Consider the following 17,100-nt stretch of genomic DNA (forward strand, 5'->3'; position numbering starts at 1 on the left):
TAAGTCGTTTCAATTCAAGCTGATTGCGATTTATGTGTTGCTTCTTCTCATTGCAACGCAAATTATTGGCGCGACTTTCATGACGACTTTAGAGAGTCAAACGATACAGAATTACAATGATTATCTTGAAGATCGTGCAAGTTTGCTTGCGAACAATGCAGCTGAGATTCTAACAGAACCACGTTCTGATGAAGATGGGGATGTGCAGCTGCAAATCCGTCAAGAAATGAATGATCAAGTTAATTTATTGTTTAGCGATATTAATGAGTTTGTTGAAGTTGTGGACAATAACTACACGATTATTACCTCACATGATTCTGACCTTGTAGGTCGTTTGAACAACAACATTCAGATTTACCGCGCGATGGCAGGTTATGAGCAAGCGCCAGAAACGTTCCAAAACCCTGATACCGGCGACCGAACGAGGGTCATCATTGAGAAAATAGAAGGCAACAATGATGAGATTATCGGCATTGCTCATATTCGTGCATCACTTGAAGGTACGTATGAAGAAGTAACTGAAATTAGTAGTATTTTTACGTGGAGTGCAGTCATTGCACTTATCATTACTGCAATTATTGGTATCTTGCTTTCACGAACGATTACAAGACCAGTACTTGATATGCAAAAACAAGCAAGTCGTATGAGTGAAGGTGACTTTAGCCGACAAGTACGTGTGTATGGAAGTGACGAAATCGGTAAATTAGCCACTTCATTTAATACACTGACACTCAGTTTAAAAGAGGCCAACGCAACGACCGAAGGCGAACGAAGAAAGCTTAGTTCGGTGTTGTCTCATATGACAGATGGCGTTATTGCGACGGATGAACTCGGAAGGATTATCTTGCTTAATCGCCAAGCAGAGATTTTATTAAGCATGTCGAGCGATGAAGCAATGGGTCAATCACTTCCAGAGATCTTGAAGTTATCTGAGCATTTAACACCAAGTAAACTCTATGACTACTCGGAGTCAATGATCTTAGATTTCAGTGATGGAGATGGAAGTTATTTGCTTGAAGCGAACTTTTCGGTCATTCGTCATGAGGATGGACCGATTACTGGGTTGATTACCGTTCTTCACGATGTAACTGAACAAGAGAAAATTGCACAAGAGCGACGTGAATTCGTTGCGAACGTATCTCATGAACTGCGTACACCACTAACCACATTAAAGAGCTACATGGAGGCACTCGAAGACGGTGCGCTACATGATCAAGAGTTGGCTCCTCGGTTTTTAGGTGTCGCTCAAACGGAAACCGAGCGAATGATTCGCCTCGTTAATGACCTTCTTCAGCTTTCTAAGATGGATCGTGATGATGTGAGATTAAATAAACACCATTACAACTTAATTGCTTGGTTGCATGAAGTTCTTGATCGCTTTGAAATGATGGTAAAAGACAAGAATATTGAGTTCGTACGCAAGTTGCCAACATACCCAGTGCGAATCGAAATCGATCGCGACAAAATGACTCAAGTGATCGACAACATTATTTCTAATGCCATTAAATACTCACCAGACGGTGGAACCATTACTGTCGGGACCGATTTACATGAAGACGGTGCGACGATCTTCGTAAAAGATGAAGGAATGGGAATTCCTCGAGAAAATCAACATAAGATTTTCCAACGTTTTTATCGAGTCGATAAAGCTCGTGCAAGAAACCTTGGTGGAACAGGACTGGGCTTAGCAATCGCAAAGGAAATGGTAGAAGCTCACGGAGGTACAATCGGCGTATCGAGCGAATTGCGCCAAGGTACAATGATTACCATCCAACTTCCTTATACGAGTATCTATGAGGAAAGTAGGTGGGAAGAGTGACAGAGCGAATTAAATCGTTGGTTCTAGTTGTGTTGATTGCTACGAGCCTCATACTTACGTGGCAATTGTGGACATACCAACCGAATTTAGAAGAGTTGGATGAAGCAAGTAGCACGACGGAAAGTATCGGTGACACCATTCAAATTGAAGACGTTGTACGCCCTTCCAACCTCATATATAGCGTTGGTGATGAGAAGCGTATGACGTACGGAAATGCAGATGATTTAACGGAAGAAGTCGTTGATGATCTGTACAACTTAGATTTATGGAATTTCGTGCTTGTTGATGAAGTGTATGATCAAGAAGATGTCTATCCTGGCCAAGATTACATTGAATTGATTTACCCCGCTGGTATTCCAGCAGAGTTGTTGCAGTCGTTTGTTGGCCGAGAAGAAGAGCTAGACCTTGTCGATCTTTCAACAGAATTTGATCGGATTCTTCTTTTTGCTAGTGGAGATGAAGTTGTTGCCAGGTTCGTATCGTTCCAACCTCAATTGTACTTGGAAGCTTATGTTGATCTTAATATGAATGTGTTTATTAATGATTACTTACTAAGCAATCATCATGAGGATACATTTTCGGTATATAGCGAAATGGTCGCTCCACACGGCAGTCGATTAGAAAAGCCAATTTATTTGCCAGTAGAGCAAGTAGACTTTATGCGTCGCAGCTATGAAATTGATGGTAGTAATTATATTTCTGCAAGTGCGTTTGAAGAATTGCTTTTTGAAGATGAGACGATTCAGGTCGATCGTGAGAATTACATTGCCAGCTCTGAACAGATGAGTGTAACGAATAATTTATTTATGGAGTATATTAATGCCACTTCTCCAGCTTCCGTGAGGGAGAACCCTGAACACGTGACGTTACAAGCCTTTAATTACGTCAATTCCCACGGTGGTTTTACAGATAAGTACCAACTGTATCGTTTCACGACGAATAACCCTAGTTTAGATGAGGCGGTTCGTTTCCATCTTGTTGAGAACGGTGTTCCTGTACTCGGTTCGGGCAACCACGGAGTGATTGAAGTGACGAGAAGTCATCAGCAAGTGATCTCGAACTATACGAGACCGCTTTATACGCTTGGAACTGATGTGGAATTTAGTGCTTCTGAAACACTTCCGGAAGGTGAAGTCGTATGGGATGCAGTTACAGAGGACTACGATGTCGATGAGATTGTTGATGTTCGTATAGGATACGACATGAGCCATGAGCAAGAAGTTACAGAGCTCATTACATTTACACCCGCATGGTACGTGCAGACAACGACTGGTGCATGGCATCGTGTAGAGCTCTTTCAGTCAGAGGGGGATTACAATGGATTGGAGTAGAACGAAGACGATCTTTATCGTTACCTTCTTTCTGTTAAACGCGTTTTTAACGTACCAGCTAATTGCTAAACAATCCTTTGAAAGCTATGCAAGCGAACAAGGTAGCCTTGAACAAAGCTTTGAGGATATTGTTGAAGCTGAGAACATTATCGTTGATACGCAACTACCAGAATATCGTGATCTTCCTCGTCTGAACATAGAAACCGAAGTGATTCCTTTTGAAGAAGTAAGTAGTTTCTACAATAGTAACGATTATTTTCAAGCTGTGGATCAAGTCGCTGAAGATCAACAAGAGTTAATTTTATTGCTAAGTTCTCCTTACAGTTTAGACGCAGGAAGTCCGTTGTCTAGCATCCGTGAATTTATTGACCAGAACATCTATGAAGGAACTGAATATGTTTTTGGTGGAGAAGTTGTGAGTAGTGATAGTGATCAAATGGAGTTTCACTACTTCAAGAATTACGAAGGACTTACGTTGTATGGAAGTGGTGGCGATGCTCACCTCGTTGTAACGGTAAATGACGGGGAAATTACGATTATTGAGCAACAATTTATTGAAATCAAGCCACATGAGGAAGACATTGAAGTTATGTCACCAGAAGACGCGATTCTTGCTTTGCGAGAAGCACAAGTCATTACAAGGAACGCAACCATTCATCGTATTGAACTCGCGTATCACAGTCATATTACTGACGGTGAGTACGCGAGATACATTCCGGCCTATCGCATTCATGCAAGTAACCAATCGTTTAGCGATGAAGAAGAAATGCTCCATATTGGGAAACGCCGGCTTATATTGTTAATGCGGATCGTGGGAACGTTTACGCACTTAGCAATGAATCTTAAAAAGGATGATTGAACATGAGATTTAGTGTTCTGGCCAGTGGTAGCACTGGGAATGCAATGTACGTTGAATCAGAACGAACCAAGTTGCTAATCGATGCAGGATTAAGCGGCAAAAAGATGGAAGAGTTGTTCCAAACGATCGGACGATCATTATCAGAGGTCGATGCCATTCTCGTCAGTCACGAACATAGTGATCATATTAAAGGGGTTGGCATTGTTGCTCGTAAATACAATATACCAATCTATGCAAATGAGAAGACGTGGAAAGCGATGGAGACGTCAATTGGACCGGTTCAAACCGATCAACGTTTTCACCTCGAAACGGGTTCGAATTTGTCGTTTCAAGATCTAACAGTTGAAACTTTTGGAGTTTCTCATGATGCAGCTGATCCGATGTTCTTCGTTTTTCACGAGAATAATCGCAAGCTTGCGTTGGCAACCGATATGGGTTATGTAAGTGATCGAATTAAAGGAACACTAAAAGAAGCGAATGCGCTCGTATTTGAATCGAATCACGACATTAACATGTTACGTATGGGTCGGTATCCTTGGAACGTTAAGCGGCGGATTTTAGGGGATATGGGACACGTATCAAACGAGGATGCTGCACTTGCATTAGCGGACATCATTACAGATAAAACAAGGCATATATATCTTGCTCATTTGAGCTTAGATAATAACATGAAAGAGCTTGCTAAAATGACAGCAGAACAAGTGCTTCTTGAAGAAGGAGTTACGTGTGGAACCGGCGGTGTGCTTCTTCATGATACCGATCCTTATCACCCTACATCACTGCAGACTGTATAAATGGCTCAATAATGGTTGAAAGATGGGAAATGTGGGTAGTTTAACATTGTAGCAACGACGTTGGACTAAAAAAACTGGACGAAAAGAGATTTTATTCGTAAACTAATGGTAAATCTATGCAACGACATGTCGCTTTCTCCTAACTATGTTGTGGACAATCCTGGGGGGCAGGTACTCACAACATTCTGTTCATCGTCAACACAGAAAGAAAGGTGGAGCAACAATGGGTTTCTACGACGATCATTACCCTTCAAGAGGCCGTAAAAGCAAATCAAGAAAACCGATATTTCTTGGAGTCATTATTGGAGCTGTACTCGTACTTGGTATAATAAGTGTCGGTCAGATGATGAATCTTGATGGATCGGCTGCGGAAGAGGAAGCCGAAACGAATCAACAAGAAGATGAGCAATTTTTTTTGCATCGGAATCAGAGACCGTCGATTTAGATGTTACGACAGACGTAACACATGTCGTTGATGCAGTTAGTGATGCTGTTGTTGGCGTGTTTAATTTGCAAAATACTAGTTTTTGGGGCGGTGCAGCTGGTCAACAAGAAGAAGGTGTTGAAGCGGGTACTGGCTCAGGAGTGATTTATAAGGTTGAGGGAGACCGTGCATTTGTTGTCACGAACGAGCACGTCATCCAAGGTTCAGACGAACTAGAAGTAAGTTTAAGTGAGGGGCAAAGAGTGCCTGCAGAACTTGTTGGCTCGGATATTTGGACGGACTTGGCAGTGTTGACCATTGATGCTGAGAACGTTGATACGGTTGCTGATTTTGGTAATTCAGACAATCTAAGAGCTGGGGAGCCAGCGATTGCAATTGGGAACCCATTGGGACCTCGCTTTGCACGCACAGTTACATTAGGAATTATTAGTGCGACTGAAAGAAGTGTACCTGTTGACCTCACTGGTGATGGTCAAATTGATTGGAACGCAGAAGTGTTGCAAACAGATGCAGCCATTAACCCTGGTAATAGCGGTGGGGCTCTCTTAAATATTCAAAGTGAAGTAATTGGAATTAACTCCATGAAGCTTGCTCAAGGCGAAGGAATTGGATTTGCAATTCCAACGACAATTGTTTTACCTGTTATTCAAGATATTGAGCAACATGGAGAAGTGAGACGCCCTGAAATGGGAGTAATCATCGGTTCTCTTGAAGAAATCCCGAGTTATCACTGGCAAGAAACACTGAACTTACCACCAGAGATTGTAACAGGTGTGTTTATCCATGAAATCGTACCGAACTCACCTGCTGCAGATGCCGGGTTGGAACAATATGATGTCATTACAGCACTGGATGGAGAAGATGTTGAAGCGGCTCATGATCTACGACGTCACCTGTATACCGACGTGGACATTGGTGATGAAATGGAAGTGACGTTCTATCGTAATGGTGAACAGATGCAAACGACAGTCACGCTCGATGAACAACAGGAAACGATGTAACGTCTGATTTGAGAGGGAAATCATAACCGATTTCCCTCTTTCTCGTTTGTGTATAAAGAGTTATGAACAGTGGATAACGAGTGAAACTAGGCATTTACTCAAAATGAAGCTGTGAATATGTGGATAACTTCTGTGGATAAAGGGGTGGATAACATGAAAGTTAGCATTATAGCAGTCGGGAAAATTAAAGAAAAGTACATTCAATCGGGCATTGATGAGTTTTCGAAGCGTCTTCGTACCGACGTGAAATTTGAAGTGATTGAGGTACCAGATGAAAAAGCACCGGAGCGGTTGAGTGAAAAAGAGATGGAACAAATCAAACAAAAAGAAGGAGAACGTATTGAAAAGAAAATTAAAGCAGGCGACTATGTCATCGTACTTGAGCGCCAAGGCAAGATGTTAAGTTCTGAACAGCTTGCAGAACGATTTGAAACATTACCGACATACGGAACGAGTGCAATTACATTTATTATTGGTGGTTCACTTGGTATGAGTCAGGAACTATTACAACGTGCAGATTTAAAATGGTCGTTTTCAGCGTTAACATTTCCCCATCAACTCATGAGGCTCATGTTAACCGAACAAATTTATCGAGCTTTGCAAATTAATAAAGGTTCTCCGTATCATAAGTAAGGAGTGAAAGTCAGATGTTAAAGACGATGTATAAGAGGAGAATTTACCTCTCTTATATCTTTACTTTCGTTCTTTTAACGAGCATTACCACTTTTCTCATCGTGGATTGGCCAATAACGACAGAAGAATGGTTTGAGTATCTTCTCTTTTATTTTCTTACTTTAGCAATCGCCATTATGATTCCTGTATCTCATGTAAAGTACAATAAAGTAAAAGATCTAGAAGTCGCGAAGACGGATAAGCACCTTATTCATTTAGATCACCTTGTCATTCAATCAAATGTGTCGTACATAAAGGAATTATTGTTGTTTACGAAGAAAGGTCAATATGTAGGCAAGGCAAAAGTAAGTAAGATTTCTTGGTTTATGTGGCCGTTTACGGTTTTGTTTAAAAGCGACTTACTTACATTTATCCCTTGGACGTATACAATTTATGATCATCTAGATCAAAAATGTATGACGATTAAACGGACAGGTTGGGGGATTAAGTCGGCGCTAACGATTAAAGATGAGAAAGACAGTCATATCGGTACATACGTGCAAGACGATTTACGGATGTTTAACATTCGCGGTAATTTATTTGATGAAGACGGTCAATTAGTACTGCCAATTAAGGCAGACTTAACGGGGAGCTTCCGTTTTGAGGACCAATTCGGTGATGTTGTGGCTGACTATTATCAAGGCCGATTTCCGCATGAATATACAACGTTGTTTCGTGACATGGAAAATCATATCGTTTATTTTCATCGTGATCTGTCAGAGAGAGAACAGAAACGCCTCTATGGTGTGTTAATGTTTTTGTTTTTGCAACTAAAAACATAGGTCGTTTCACGTGAAACAAGGGAGAGAACATCATGAAAAACGTAACAATTGGGAATGATTGGGATTATTTACTAGAAGATGAATTTCAAAAGTCTTACTTTACTTCGTTGCAAGCCTTTTTAGAAACAGCGTATAGTCAAAAAGCAATTTTTCCACCGAGAGAAGATATTTTTCGCGCGTTAGAATTGACCTCTTATCAGCAAACGAATGTTGTATTGCTCGGGCAAGACCCATACCACGGGTTCGGACAAGCGCAAGGTTTAAGTTTTTCCGTCTCAAAAAGTGTGGCGATTCCACCATCGCTACGGAATATGTATAAAGAACTTAAAGAAGATCTTCAATGTAACATTCCAGCCCATGGAGATTTAACTGCTTGGGCAAGTCAAGGTGTACTGCTATTAAATACGGTATTAACGGTGGAAGAAGGGAAAGCGAACTCCCATCGTCAAAAAGGTTGGGAACAGTTTACAGATTCGATCATTTCGTTACTCAATCAGAAAGAAGAGCCGATCGTGTTCCTTTTGTGGGGGAAAGACGCGCAAAAAAAAGCCACGATGATTGACGATCGACACTGTAAGATAATGAGTACACATCCAAGTCCTCTCGCGGCTTATCGTGGTTTCTTTGGGAGTCGTCCTTTTTCTAAAACGAATGCTTTTTTAATAGAGCAAGGAAGATCACCGGTTCGGTGGTGTTTGGATGAGTGATAAAGGTGTGAGCATCGTATGTGGTTAAATAAAATTGCATTTCTAATGATTGCGTTTGTTGTTGGTGCAACATTCCAAGCCATTGGCATACCAGCAGGATGGTTACTCGGTGCAATCTTCACTGGAATTGTTTATGGATTGTTTGTTACGAGTTACTCATTTAATGGTTGGCCATTCCAATTCGCATTGATCCTTGTCGGTGCAAATATCGGAGTGATGATGGAGCCAGAACTATTTCTTCATCTGCATCAATACATTCTCCCATTAATTGTGACGCTCGGCATTACACTCTTAGGTGGATTGTTATTTGGAATTCTGTTAGATCGTTGGACTAGCCTAGACCGTAAGACCGCCTTTTTCTGTACTGTGCCTGGTGGTGCTTCAGAAGTGATCGCACTATCGAGTCATTATGGAGCAGATGAGCGGATTGTCGCTTCTTTTCATACGGCGAGGATTACGATGTTCGTGTTACTCATTCCCTTTGGAGTTGGAATGGTTTATGGGCAAGGGTCTTCAGAAACGTTTACAACTTCAGCAAGTGGTTTAGAAGTCCAGCATGTGCTTTATTTTAGTGTGATTCTGATTCTTACGATGTTATTAACGAAATGGCTTAACTTTGCCGGTGCCACCCTGATTTATGCAATTATGATTGGGTTTGTAGCGAGTGAGTTTGTCTTTACATTCGGAGCTTTACCTTCATATATTCCTGGCATTGGACAAGTGTTGATTGGTGCTATGGTTGGAATTCGTTTTGAACGTTCCACGTTAGAGCGATTGCGTGAAATTGGCATAGCGAGTGCTAAAATTCTCGGGTTATATATGGTCATGGCGATCTGTATTGCTTTTATTTTCTATCTATTCACACCAATGAGTTATTTGATGAGTTTACTTAGTACCGTACCAGCCGGCGCACCAGAGATGTCTTCAACGGCATTATCTTTAAAGATGGACCCATCACTAGTCGCCAGTCTTCACATTATTCGTATGGTCGTTGTGTTACTCGTTTTGCCACACTTTCTTAAATGGATGTTAAAGAAATCGTAACATAAAGATTGGTTTATGAGCATGAACGTCGGGGAAAATAAACACTACTTGGAGGTGTTTGTTAAATGATTATCATTGATGACTTACAAATTATGGCTCAGCGTTATGATAATGAAGAAGATGCGAAAAATGCCTTAAAAAAAAGACGAAGTAGTTGTTAAAGATACGGAGAATAATTACTGGATCATTGATAGTGAAAACTATGAGAAGATTGAAGCTTATGGATACACTAAAATAGAAGAAGGTACGAGTAATTAAAGAGCGAACCATCGAGGTTTGCTCTTTTTAGAATCATAAGTGTCGCCTCACTTTCTAACGTAGTCGTAATCTATGGTAAGATGAATAATGAGTTAACAAAAGTGGAAAACGAAAGTTAGAAAAGGAAGGGCGATGACATGGCAGTCCAATTATCAACGATTCTTAAGAAATTACATCAAGCTGTCGAAGACTTGCAATCCCTTCATGCAAGTGGAGCTTCTTCGTTGGCCATTCAAAAACAAGCGAGCATTGTACGAGTTTACAGTGAGCTTATTGAAGAAAGCAGTTCAATAGATGATGATGTTAAGGCTACAGGAGTAAAACCGCAAGTTACCGAGACGCAGCAACCAAGATTTACACAAGTGCCTGTAAGTCAGTCTGTACCATCTACCAATCAACAAATCGAAGGAAATCTTTTAGATTTCTAATGAGGGGTATAAAGATGAAAAATCAATGGATCGCTACAGGAGCAATTTTAGCGATGCTAGCCGTTGCCATAGGCGCTTTTGGCGCACATGGTTTAGAAGGTTCTATTACGGATAATATGCTAGAGAACTATCAAACTGGTGTTCAGTATCATATGTTTCATTCACTAGGTATTTTGGTAGTTGGAATCGTAATCAGTATGACTGGACCTTCGAAGTTGCTTCAAGTTTCAGCTTCACTTTTAGTCGTTGGTATCGTGATATTCTCGGGCAGTCTCTATGTAATGGCGCTCACGGGTATGACGTGGCTTGGGGCGATTACACCAATTGGTGGTGTTTCGTTTATTAGCGGTTGGTTGTGCCTGACCATTGCAACGTTAAGAGGGCGATGACCGTTACTCATCGCCTTTTTGTAGCTCTACCAACGCAATTTGTAGGCTTGGGAAAATTTTAAATCGATCAACGAGGTGATCTTGATCGTAGAGAACGAGCGTATCTGATACGTTTGGCAAGATGCCAGTAAGACAAATCTCTACACCAATTAACTGTGCTGTAACTAAACGATCAATGAATTGTTTTGTTGCTGCGGCACTTAATTGATTAACGGCCGTTAAGTCGATGATTAGGTCGTGAATTCTACGTCTCTTTGCCTCTTGTAGAACAGAGAACAGTGCAGAGTTATGGTCCGTTTGATAATAAAGGTCTTGAATTGGCCAAACGGCAATCGTTTTATTAAGCGATAGTAGTGTTGAATTCTGATGATGGAGATACGAATCTAATTCTAATTGATATCGTTCTGCATACGTATGCTCGTACAGTTCAATCTGTTCAAAGATCGTTGTTTGATCAATACTTTTATTCGAGTAGCCCTCGTCAAGCTCCCCTACTAATGCTTCCATTATCATTCGATACAACGATTGGCGACGTTTATAGAACGTTGTGTGTTGATGAAATGTTTTTAGACGCTCTACGTGGTACTTTGCAAGTGAAGTGATGTCCTTCTCTGCCTCTAATACGGATGGTTCCTTTTCAACATACAATTGCAGTTGCTTTATGTAGGCAGCCAAGCAGTCCATAACGTTACAATGTGGACGATGTGCTTTGGTTTTCCTGAATTCTTGTTGAAGAAGGTCGTGTAACAAGGTCATAAGCGGTCACTCCACCCCCTTTTCAGTCGTGAGTGGAAAAATTTTGTAGTTTATGAGATAGTATGGTTGTGATTAATACTTCCTGCCTATTATTATTTTAAAGCTGTTCGTAAAATTGTGAAGAAGTATATTTAAATATACTTTGGGTGAGGAGAACATACCATTGAAAGTAGAAACAATGAACAATATTAAAACAACACTTAAAGTTGTATGTGGGAAATGGAAAGGGATTATTTTGATTGAATTGTTTGATGATTCATTGCGATTTAGTGAGATTAAAAAACGTATTCCTGAGATTCATCATCAAACGTTAATTAAACAATTAAAAGAATTAGAAGAAGACCAGTTAATATCCCGATATGAACATGCTGTTGTTCCACCAAAAGTAGAGTATTCGATTACAGAGTACGGGCGTTCTATTTTTCCGCTCTTAAAAGAGATGGAACAATGGGGAAAGCATCATCGCGTTAATGTAGAATGAGAATAAAAACGCTCGAGTCCTAGACTTGAGCGTTTTTTGTTATTCGAAGAACGTAATCACTCCGAAATGAATTAAGCCACCTAAAAGCACAGACCATAAAACAATACTTATAATCATCCAAAGCGATAACTTGGCACGATTGGCACCGAATGAGCACGCAAGTAAAGCAGTTAAGTGACTGCTGAGTAAACCCGTACCGAGGATTGATAGTCCAGCTAAGCCGAAACGATCCCAGTAGCGTTTTGCACGAACACGTTGCTTTTCAAAACGCGATGGACTTGAGGATTCTTCCACTTTGTCTGCTTCTGCCTGATCTGCTTCAACAGCTGGATCGTACAAAGCGTCATTATGTTCAGGCTGTGTAGTGTTCACAGTTGTGTCTAATTCTTCTTTAGTTGGTTCAGGTTCTTCGGTTTTGCTTTTAATCCAACCTCGTACTTTTTCTACAAGTATAATGAGTAGAATGACGGTAATAACATTTCCAATGATTGAAGCGACAATAACTGACGTTGTTGGAATTGGCATAAAAAGAATTCCGACAGGAATCGCCACCATGTATTCAAGGAAAGGTATTGCAGCCATGATTAACAAAATAAGAAAATAAATGATTGTTTCCACGTGCTCGGATCACCTACTGATGAGTTAATTGAACGTGTATAGTACACATTAAGATTATCGGTATAGATAGACAAAGTTCAAGAGTGCGATCGAAAGTGCTCAAAAATAGTCAAAATGTTATCTTCTCTTTATAACATGGCAGTACAAAAAAATCTAATACAGCAAGTTATGATTATAACTATTTAAATATTATATCAATTAACCCTAAAAACGTAGACGCCATTCGGTCTGAACAACGCTACGTTTTTGTAAGTAATGCTACTGATTAAAATATTGAGCATTAAGTTCAATATATTGAGCTTCCTCTTCTGGGACCTCATCATCCGGGTAAATCGCTTCTACTGGACATACAGGTTCACAAGCTCCGCAATCTATGCAAATATCCGGGTCAATGTAGAACATGTCCTTTCCTTCTTCGATACAATCGACTGGACAAACTTCTACACAAGAACCGTTTTTCTCCTCTTTGCAGGCAGACGTAATGACAAATGGCATTTTTTCACCTCCCTATAAGAATCATTATAACGAAATATTTTTTTTGTGTATAAGGGGATGTACTAAAAAAATCTAGATATTGGGAAGCGTAGTAACTGTCATGTATTGTAACATATTCTCGCACGTATAGGCGTTTGTATGCTCTGCAATATTTTTATTTTTCCACCCGTATCGTAATGCATTCGATATACGTTTAGGAAATTGAGAAAATCATTAGCCGAGGAGGTAATGTTATGCAAACGATACCTTATGTGATTGAACAAACTGCTACTTCCGAACGTTCCTACGATATTTATTCCCGACTTTTAAAAGATCGAATCATTTTTATTGGTACGGATATACACGATCAAATGGCGAATGCTGTCGTTGCCCAGCTTCTTTTTTTTAGCATCTGAAGATGAGAATAAAGACATTTCGTTATACATCCAATCTCCAGGTGGCTCAATTTCTGCAGGTTTCTCGATTATTGACACGATGAATGTCATAAAGCCAGACGTTGCGACACTGTGTACAGGTATGGCAGCTTCAATGGGAGCACAAATCTTGGCCATGGGAGCAAAAGGAAAGAGGTATGCGCTCCCGAATGCAGAAATAATGATACATCAACCTTCAGGTGGTACGAAAGGGCAAGCTTCTGACATGTTAATCTATGCGAAACGCATTGAAAGGCACCGAGCGTTAATTCAAAAGCAATTGGCTGAGCGAACGGTCAAACAGAAGAACAAGTGGTAACCGTGATCATTTCATGAATGCATTTGAAGCAAAGGAATATGGATTAATTGACCACATTTATGGAGGGTAGATGCAATGGAATGGCAGGAAACGTATGAATCATTGCTAAAATATTGCCAAACGCTTCAAAAAGGCGATGAAGGAAAAGACCTTGCACAAGAGGCGGTCGTAAAAATTATCGCTACAAACCCGAAAAAAACTTACGAAAGCATATGCAAAGCGTACTGCAAAGACGATATGGATCGATGCGTATCGTAAAGATCAAAAAGCTCCTAAGCAAACGATCGAAGAGCCTGTATCGTTTACCCAATTTCAAGCGTTAATGATTGCTGAAACACTCGTTGATACCCTTACGAAGAAACAACAAGTCGTGTATTTGCTAAAAGAAGGGCTTTGTTACCGTGATCAAGAAATTGCAGAGCTTTTAGCATGTAATGTTACGACAGTTAAGGCATTACTTCGTCGTGCAAGAGCAGCCATTCATCATGAGCGAGACCGCCATGGCATACCGGTCCCTGTAGGAATGAACAAGGCAAAACGAATTCAATACTTGACGATGATGATCCAAAATGAAGACGTTAGAAACATAAAACAACTGTTTCATGAGGAAGACCCAAGCTTATCGCTTGCGGTCTTTTTTATATGGTTGCTAGTGCTTCATGTTGTAGTGAATGGAGCTTTTCGTAATGCCCCTTTCGAGCAAGTAATTGTTTATGAGTTCCTTCTTCAACGACCTGACCGTTATCTAAGACAACGATGTGGTTCGCGTTTTGAATCGTTGAAAGGCGATGGGCAATAATTAAGGCCGTACGATTTCTTAACAAGTCGTCGAGCCCTTCTTGAATCGCCTTCTCAGATGCCGTATCTAAAGCTGAAGTTGCTTCATCTAATAAAATAATTCGTGGATTTTTTTTAATATTGCCCGGGCAATACTAATCCGTTGCTTTTGTCCACCAGACAATTTAATCCCTCGTTCTCCGACGGATGTATCATAGCCTTCAGTTAGTTCTTCAATGAATTCATCTGCTTTTGCAATCGCTGCAGCTTTTTTTTACAGCAAGGTCATCGATCTCGGGTGTACCATAAGCAATGTTCTCTCGAATCGTCCCGTTAACTAGATAAATATCTTGGGAAACGACAGAGATCTGCGAACGTAAAGATTCTAAAGTAACGTGATCAATCGGAGTACCATCAATCGAAATCGTCCCGTAATCGGGTGAGTAGAATCGTGTTAACAAATTCGTGATGGTCGTCTTGCCTGAGCCGGACTTACCGACGAGCGCAGTCGTTTTCCCTCCTGCAAGCTTAAAGGTCACCTGTTTTAGAGCTTCTTTGTCATCGTTATATGAGAACGTAACGTGATCGAATGAAATGTCACCTTTTGTCACGTTTAAGGCTGCTGCATCTGGTTTTGAGACAATCTTTGGTCGCTCTGAAAGAACAGATTGAATACGGTCATATGCTGCAGCTGCTTGTTGAATGGTGTTCATTAATCGACTTACACGTCGAATTGGGTTTTGGAGTAATCGTAGGTAGATGAGGAATGTAGCGATCATACCGATCGTCATCTCACCACCAATCGTTTGCCATGCACCGAATGCAACGACAATAGCTAAGCCAAAGTAATTAATAAAGCTTACAATTGGACCGAATAAAGAGAAGTTCCTAGCTGCATTAAGGTTCGCTTCTTGATTAATCTTATTCCGTTTTTGAAAACGTTCGCTCTCAAAGTTTTCCATTGCAAATGATTTGACGAGACGAATTCCAGAAAAAGAGTCTTGTAAATGGTTGTTGATTTCAGCAAGACTAGCTTGTACGTTACGAAAGGCACTTCGAATACGACGGGCAAAAAAAACGCGTTACGAAAAACAAAATAGGAAATGTGAGCAAGATGAGCAAAGCAAGTTGCCAATTAACATAAAACATATAAATACTAATAGCCAAAAAGATGAATAGATCAGAAAGTAATGTTAAAAGTCCTGAAGAAAGTAACTGTTGTAACATGTTAACGTCGTTCGTAAGGCGAGACATTAAGTCGCCAGTGCGATTACGGTCAAAAAAAAGCAACATCAAGGTTTTGTAAGTGATCGTATAGTTCATTTCTTAAATCGTACAGTGCGCGTTGACCGACAATGGCCATTAAAAAGCTTCCGAGAAATTGAAAGCCGATGAGCATGAGGGCTGCAAGAATTACGAGCACGAATACCCAAATTAACTGATCTACCAGCTGCTGCGGAATAATCACGTCAATTGTATATTGAATCGCTTGAGGAATAAAAAACTCAATCATTGCAACGATAAAAACAGCAAAAATAGCAAGTACAATAAATAATCGACTTCGTTTTACGCGCTGCAAGAGGTCGCGAAACATCGTACGGATGCTTTGTTTTGGTGGTTGTTCATGTAGTTGTGATTGATGCATCGCGTTGGCCCCTTTTTAAGCTATTGTGTGCGAGTTCACCTTCTATAAAGCATACTGAAAGGAATTTGAACCTGTCAAAACAAACCGATTGCGTTAAAAATACCCAAGGTCGATTGACCTTGGGTATGAACGGATTATCTAGGGGAATAGGTTCCCATATTAGCCCCGCCAAAAGGATACTCATATTCAATCGGCTCATTAAAGACAATGTAATCTAAATAAACCATGAGTAATAAATAATGCTGTCCCGTTGACGTATCATGCAAGATAATATGATCACGCCCGGCTTCTTGGATGACTCCTTCAAACACTTGCACTTGCTGATTTGTTCCACTTCCAAATGTCATGTAAACCGTTGCTTCCTTGCCTGAATTGAGGCGTAGAATATTTTCAATATAAGATTGCTCAATTGGAAGCATTTGCCCATCTTGATTTCCGTTAAATTGCGGTTGCGTCCGATACATTGGTGGCGGCGCAAATGTATAAGATTGAGGTTCAGCGTGTTCCTCTTGGTCATCACCACGTTCTTCTTGTTCGTATTGTTGAGGATAGTAGTATTGTTGAGGGTACATCGGTTGCATGAACTGAGGATGACCGTAATAAGGGTTTCTAAACAACGACAATCACTCCTTTATTAATAATCACCAGACACTTGGGCATTCGTTGTAAGTAGGATTGTAGAAGCAGTGAGCTTTAAATTGACCAGCAAGTGGCTGACCAAACCATTCTCCTGGACACGGTGCGTCTGGGCGGAAGAACCAAAGTGCCCGTTCACCAGGATGAATTAGCTCACCACGGATGAGTCGTCTTGCAAGTTCGATCTCTTGGTCCCTCGCTCTTTGGTAAAAATAACCTTTCTGAACGGCTTCAAAGCCACCTGGGGATTGAAACGCCATTTGTGGAATCGTTCGGACGTCTGTAAAGTCAGAGCAATCATATCGAACTCGATTTACCATGACATTTCCGGCATTTAACATGCCTTGCTTTCCTTCACCTTCAGCTTCTGCGCGAATTAACCGGGCCAAGATTTGAACATCTTCATCCGTTGCAGCTATAACTGCCATCTG

23 protein-coding genes and 2 pseudogenes are annotated in these 17,100 nt (G+C 40.6%); 16 read left to right on the top strand and 9 right to left on the bottom strand.

The features are described 5' to 3' along the window. Positions 1-7 precede the first annotated feature (7 nt). From walK to JCM19055_RS00380, 12 genes and pseudogenes are all read left to right on the top strand, one after another. Positions 8-1,819 (top strand): annotated as a pseudogene (gene walK, locus JCM19055_RS00330) (cell wall metabolism sensor histidine kinase WalK); the annotation flags it as partial. Then, the gene (locus tag JCM19055_RS00335; RefSeq protein ID WP_081833329.1) at positions 1,807-3,150 is read left to right on the top strand and encodes a YycH family regulatory protein; all 1,344 of its coding nucleotides are present in this window, start codon (positions 1,807-1,809) and stop codon (positions 3,148-3,150) included. The pseudogene walK and the gene JCM19055_RS00335, both read left to right, overlap by 13 nt. After that, a complete protein-coding gene (yycI, locus tag JCM19055_RS00340) occupies positions 3,137-4,009 on the top strand; it encodes a two-component system regulatory protein YycI (RefSeq protein WP_042358070.1) in 873 nt (290 codons plus the stop codon). Before JCM19055_RS00335 ends, yycI begins: the two co-directional genes overlap by 14 nt. Continuing rightward, positions 4,006-4,803 carry an MBL fold metallo-hydrolase gene (locus JCM19055_RS00345; RefSeq protein WP_042358072.1) on the top strand — a complete coding sequence of 266 codons (798 nt, stop codon included), beginning with the start codon at positions 4,006-4,008 and terminating at the stop codon, positions 4,801-4,803. The genes yycI and JCM19055_RS00345 overlap by 4 nt, the downstream gene beginning before the upstream one ends. Before the next feature lie 223 nt (positions 4,804-5,026). Next, positions 5,027-5,248, top strand: a complete 222-nt coding sequence (locus JCM19055_RS26015; protein WP_152549664.1) for a hypothetical protein — start codon at positions 5,027-5,029, stop codon at positions 5,246-5,248. A 65-nt stretch (positions 5,249-5,313) separates the two neighbouring features. Next, a complete protein-coding gene (locus tag JCM19055_RS00350) occupies positions 5,314-6,249 on the top strand; it encodes a S1C family serine protease (RefSeq protein ID WP_370542935.1) in 936 nt (311 codons plus the stop codon). Positions 6,250-6,402: 153 nt separating this feature from the next. After that, on the top strand, positions 6,403-6,882 hold the full coding sequence (rlmH, locus tag JCM19055_RS00355; RefSeq protein ID WP_042358074.1) for a 23S rRNA (pseudouridine(1915)-N(3))-methyltransferase RlmH: 480 nt from the start codon (positions 6,403-6,405) through the stop codon (positions 6,880-6,882). 14 nt (positions 6,883-6,896) lie between these two features. Continuing rightward, positions 6,897-7,703, top strand: coding sequence for a hypothetical protein (locus JCM19055_RS00360; RefSeq protein ID WP_042358076.1), 807 nt, complete (start codon positions 6,897-6,899; stop codon positions 7,701-7,703). 32 nt (positions 7,704-7,735) lie between these two features. After that, a complete protein-coding gene (locus tag JCM19055_RS00365) occupies positions 7,736-8,410 on the top strand; it encodes a uracil-DNA glycosylase (protein ID WP_042358078.1) in 675 nt (224 codons plus the stop codon). A gap of 18 nt (positions 8,411-8,428) precedes the next feature. Then, positions 8,429-9,454, top strand: coding sequence for an AbrB family transcriptional regulator (locus JCM19055_RS00370; protein ID WP_042358079.1), 1,026 nt, complete (start codon positions 8,429-8,431; stop codon positions 9,452-9,454). 395 nt (positions 9,455-9,849) lie between these two features. Further along, positions 9,850-10,140, top strand: a complete 291-nt coding sequence (locus tag JCM19055_RS00375; protein WP_042358081.1) for a DUF5327 family protein — start codon at positions 9,850-9,852, stop codon at positions 10,138-10,140. Positions 10,141-10,154: 14 nt separating this feature from the next. Continuing rightward, positions 10,155-10,529, top strand: coding sequence for a DUF423 domain-containing protein (locus tag JCM19055_RS00380; RefSeq protein WP_042358083.1), 375 nt, complete (start codon positions 10,155-10,157; stop codon positions 10,527-10,529). Between the two features lie 3 nt (positions 10,530-10,532). Here the strand turns inward: JCM19055_RS00380 and JCM19055_RS00385 are convergent, their stop codons facing one another. Continuing rightward, entirely contained in the window at positions 10,533-11,285 is a 753-nt protein-coding gene (locus JCM19055_RS00385) for an STAS domain-containing protein (protein ID WP_042358086.1), read from the bottom strand. 163 nt (positions 11,286-11,448) lie between these two features. Between JCM19055_RS00385 and JCM19055_RS00390 the strand changes: the two genes are divergently transcribed. Next, positions 11,449-11,766 (top strand): helix-turn-helix domain-containing protein, encoded by a 318-nt coding sequence (locus JCM19055_RS00390; RefSeq protein WP_238554261.1) that lies wholly within the window; start codon positions 11,449-11,451, stop codon positions 11,764-11,766. 39 nt (positions 11,767-11,805) lie between these two features. Here the strand turns inward: JCM19055_RS00390 and JCM19055_RS22160 are convergent, their stop codons facing one another. Both JCM19055_RS22160 and JCM19055_RS00400 read right to left on the bottom strand, forming a co-directional pair. Then, positions 11,806-12,384, bottom strand: coding sequence for a small multi-drug export protein (locus JCM19055_RS22160; RefSeq protein WP_052365716.1), 579 nt, complete (start codon positions 12,382-12,384; stop codon positions 11,806-11,808). Positions 12,385-12,642: 258 nt separating this feature from the next. Then, positions 12,643-12,879, bottom strand: coding sequence for a ferredoxin family protein (locus JCM19055_RS00400; RefSeq protein WP_042358088.1), 237 nt, complete (start codon positions 12,877-12,879; stop codon positions 12,643-12,645). A gap of 233 nt (positions 12,880-13,112) precedes the next feature. On the opposite strand from JCM19055_RS00400, the pseudogene JCM19055_RS00405 reads away from it, so the two are divergent. The 3 genes and pseudogenes from JCM19055_RS00405 (at position 13,113) to JCM19055_RS24965 (ending at position 14,410) form a co-directional block, all read left to right on the top strand. Continuing rightward, positions 13,113-13,681: pseudogene (locus JCM19055_RS00405) on the top strand (ATP-dependent Clp protease proteolytic subunit). A gap of 5 nt (positions 13,682-13,686) precedes the next feature. Next, complete coding sequence (locus tag JCM19055_RS00410) at positions 13,687-13,869, top strand: hypothetical protein (RefSeq protein ID WP_042358089.1); 183 nt, start codon at positions 13,687-13,689, stop codon at positions 13,867-13,869. Positions 13,870-13,933: 64 nt separating this feature from the next. Next, positions 13,934-14,410 (top strand): sigma factor-like helix-turn-helix DNA-binding protein, encoded by a 477-nt coding sequence (locus tag JCM19055_RS24965; protein WP_081833330.1) that lies wholly within the window; start codon positions 13,934-13,936, stop codon positions 14,408-14,410. Positions 14,411-14,497: 87 nt separating this feature from the next. On the opposite strand, the gene JCM19055_RS26020 is transcribed toward JCM19055_RS24965, so the two are convergent. From JCM19055_RS26020 to JCM19055_RS00425, 6 genes are all read right to left on the bottom strand, one after another. Further along, the gene (locus tag JCM19055_RS26020; protein ID WP_152549700.1) at positions 14,498-14,647 is read right to left on the bottom strand and encodes an ATP-binding cassette domain-containing protein; all 150 of its coding nucleotides are present in this window, start codon (positions 14,645-14,647) and stop codon (positions 14,498-14,500) included. Next, on the bottom strand, positions 14,631-15,449 hold the full coding sequence (locus tag JCM19055_RS26025; RefSeq protein ID WP_370542948.1) for an ABC transporter ATP-binding protein: 819 nt from the start codon (positions 15,447-15,449) through the stop codon (positions 14,631-14,633). Before JCM19055_RS26025 ends, JCM19055_RS26020 begins: the two co-directional genes overlap by 17 nt. Beyond that, on the bottom strand, positions 15,430-15,711 hold the full coding sequence (locus JCM19055_RS26030; RefSeq protein ID WP_152549667.1) for an ABC transporter transmembrane domain-containing protein: 282 nt from the start codon (positions 15,709-15,711) through the stop codon (positions 15,430-15,432). Before JCM19055_RS26030 ends, JCM19055_RS26025 begins: the two co-directional genes overlap by 20 nt. After that, positions 15,665-16,033 carry an ABC transporter transmembrane domain-containing protein gene (locus tag JCM19055_RS26035; RefSeq protein ID WP_152549668.1) on the bottom strand — a complete coding sequence of 123 codons (369 nt, stop codon included), beginning with the start codon at positions 16,031-16,033 and terminating at the stop codon, positions 15,665-15,667. Before JCM19055_RS26035 ends, JCM19055_RS26030 begins: the two co-directional genes overlap by 47 nt. A gap of 134 nt (positions 16,034-16,167) precedes the next feature. After that, on the bottom strand, positions 16,168-16,650 hold the full coding sequence (gene gerQ / locus JCM19055_RS00420; RefSeq protein WP_265181607.1) for a spore coat protein GerQ: 483 nt from the start codon (positions 16,648-16,650) through the stop codon (positions 16,168-16,170). Positions 16,651-16,674: 24 nt separating this feature from the next. Further along, positions 16,675-17,097 carry a cell wall hydrolase gene (locus JCM19055_RS00425; RefSeq protein WP_042358091.1) on the bottom strand — a complete coding sequence of 141 codons (423 nt, stop codon included), beginning with the start codon at positions 17,095-17,097 and terminating at the stop codon, positions 16,675-16,677. Between the last annotated feature and the right edge of the window lie 3 nt (positions 17,098-17,100).

It is taken from the genome of Geomicrobium sp. JCM 19055 (assembly GCF_000698185.1).
Lineage (GTDB): Bacteria > Bacillota > Bacilli > Bacillales > Marinococcaceae > Geomicrobium_A > Geomicrobium_A sediminis.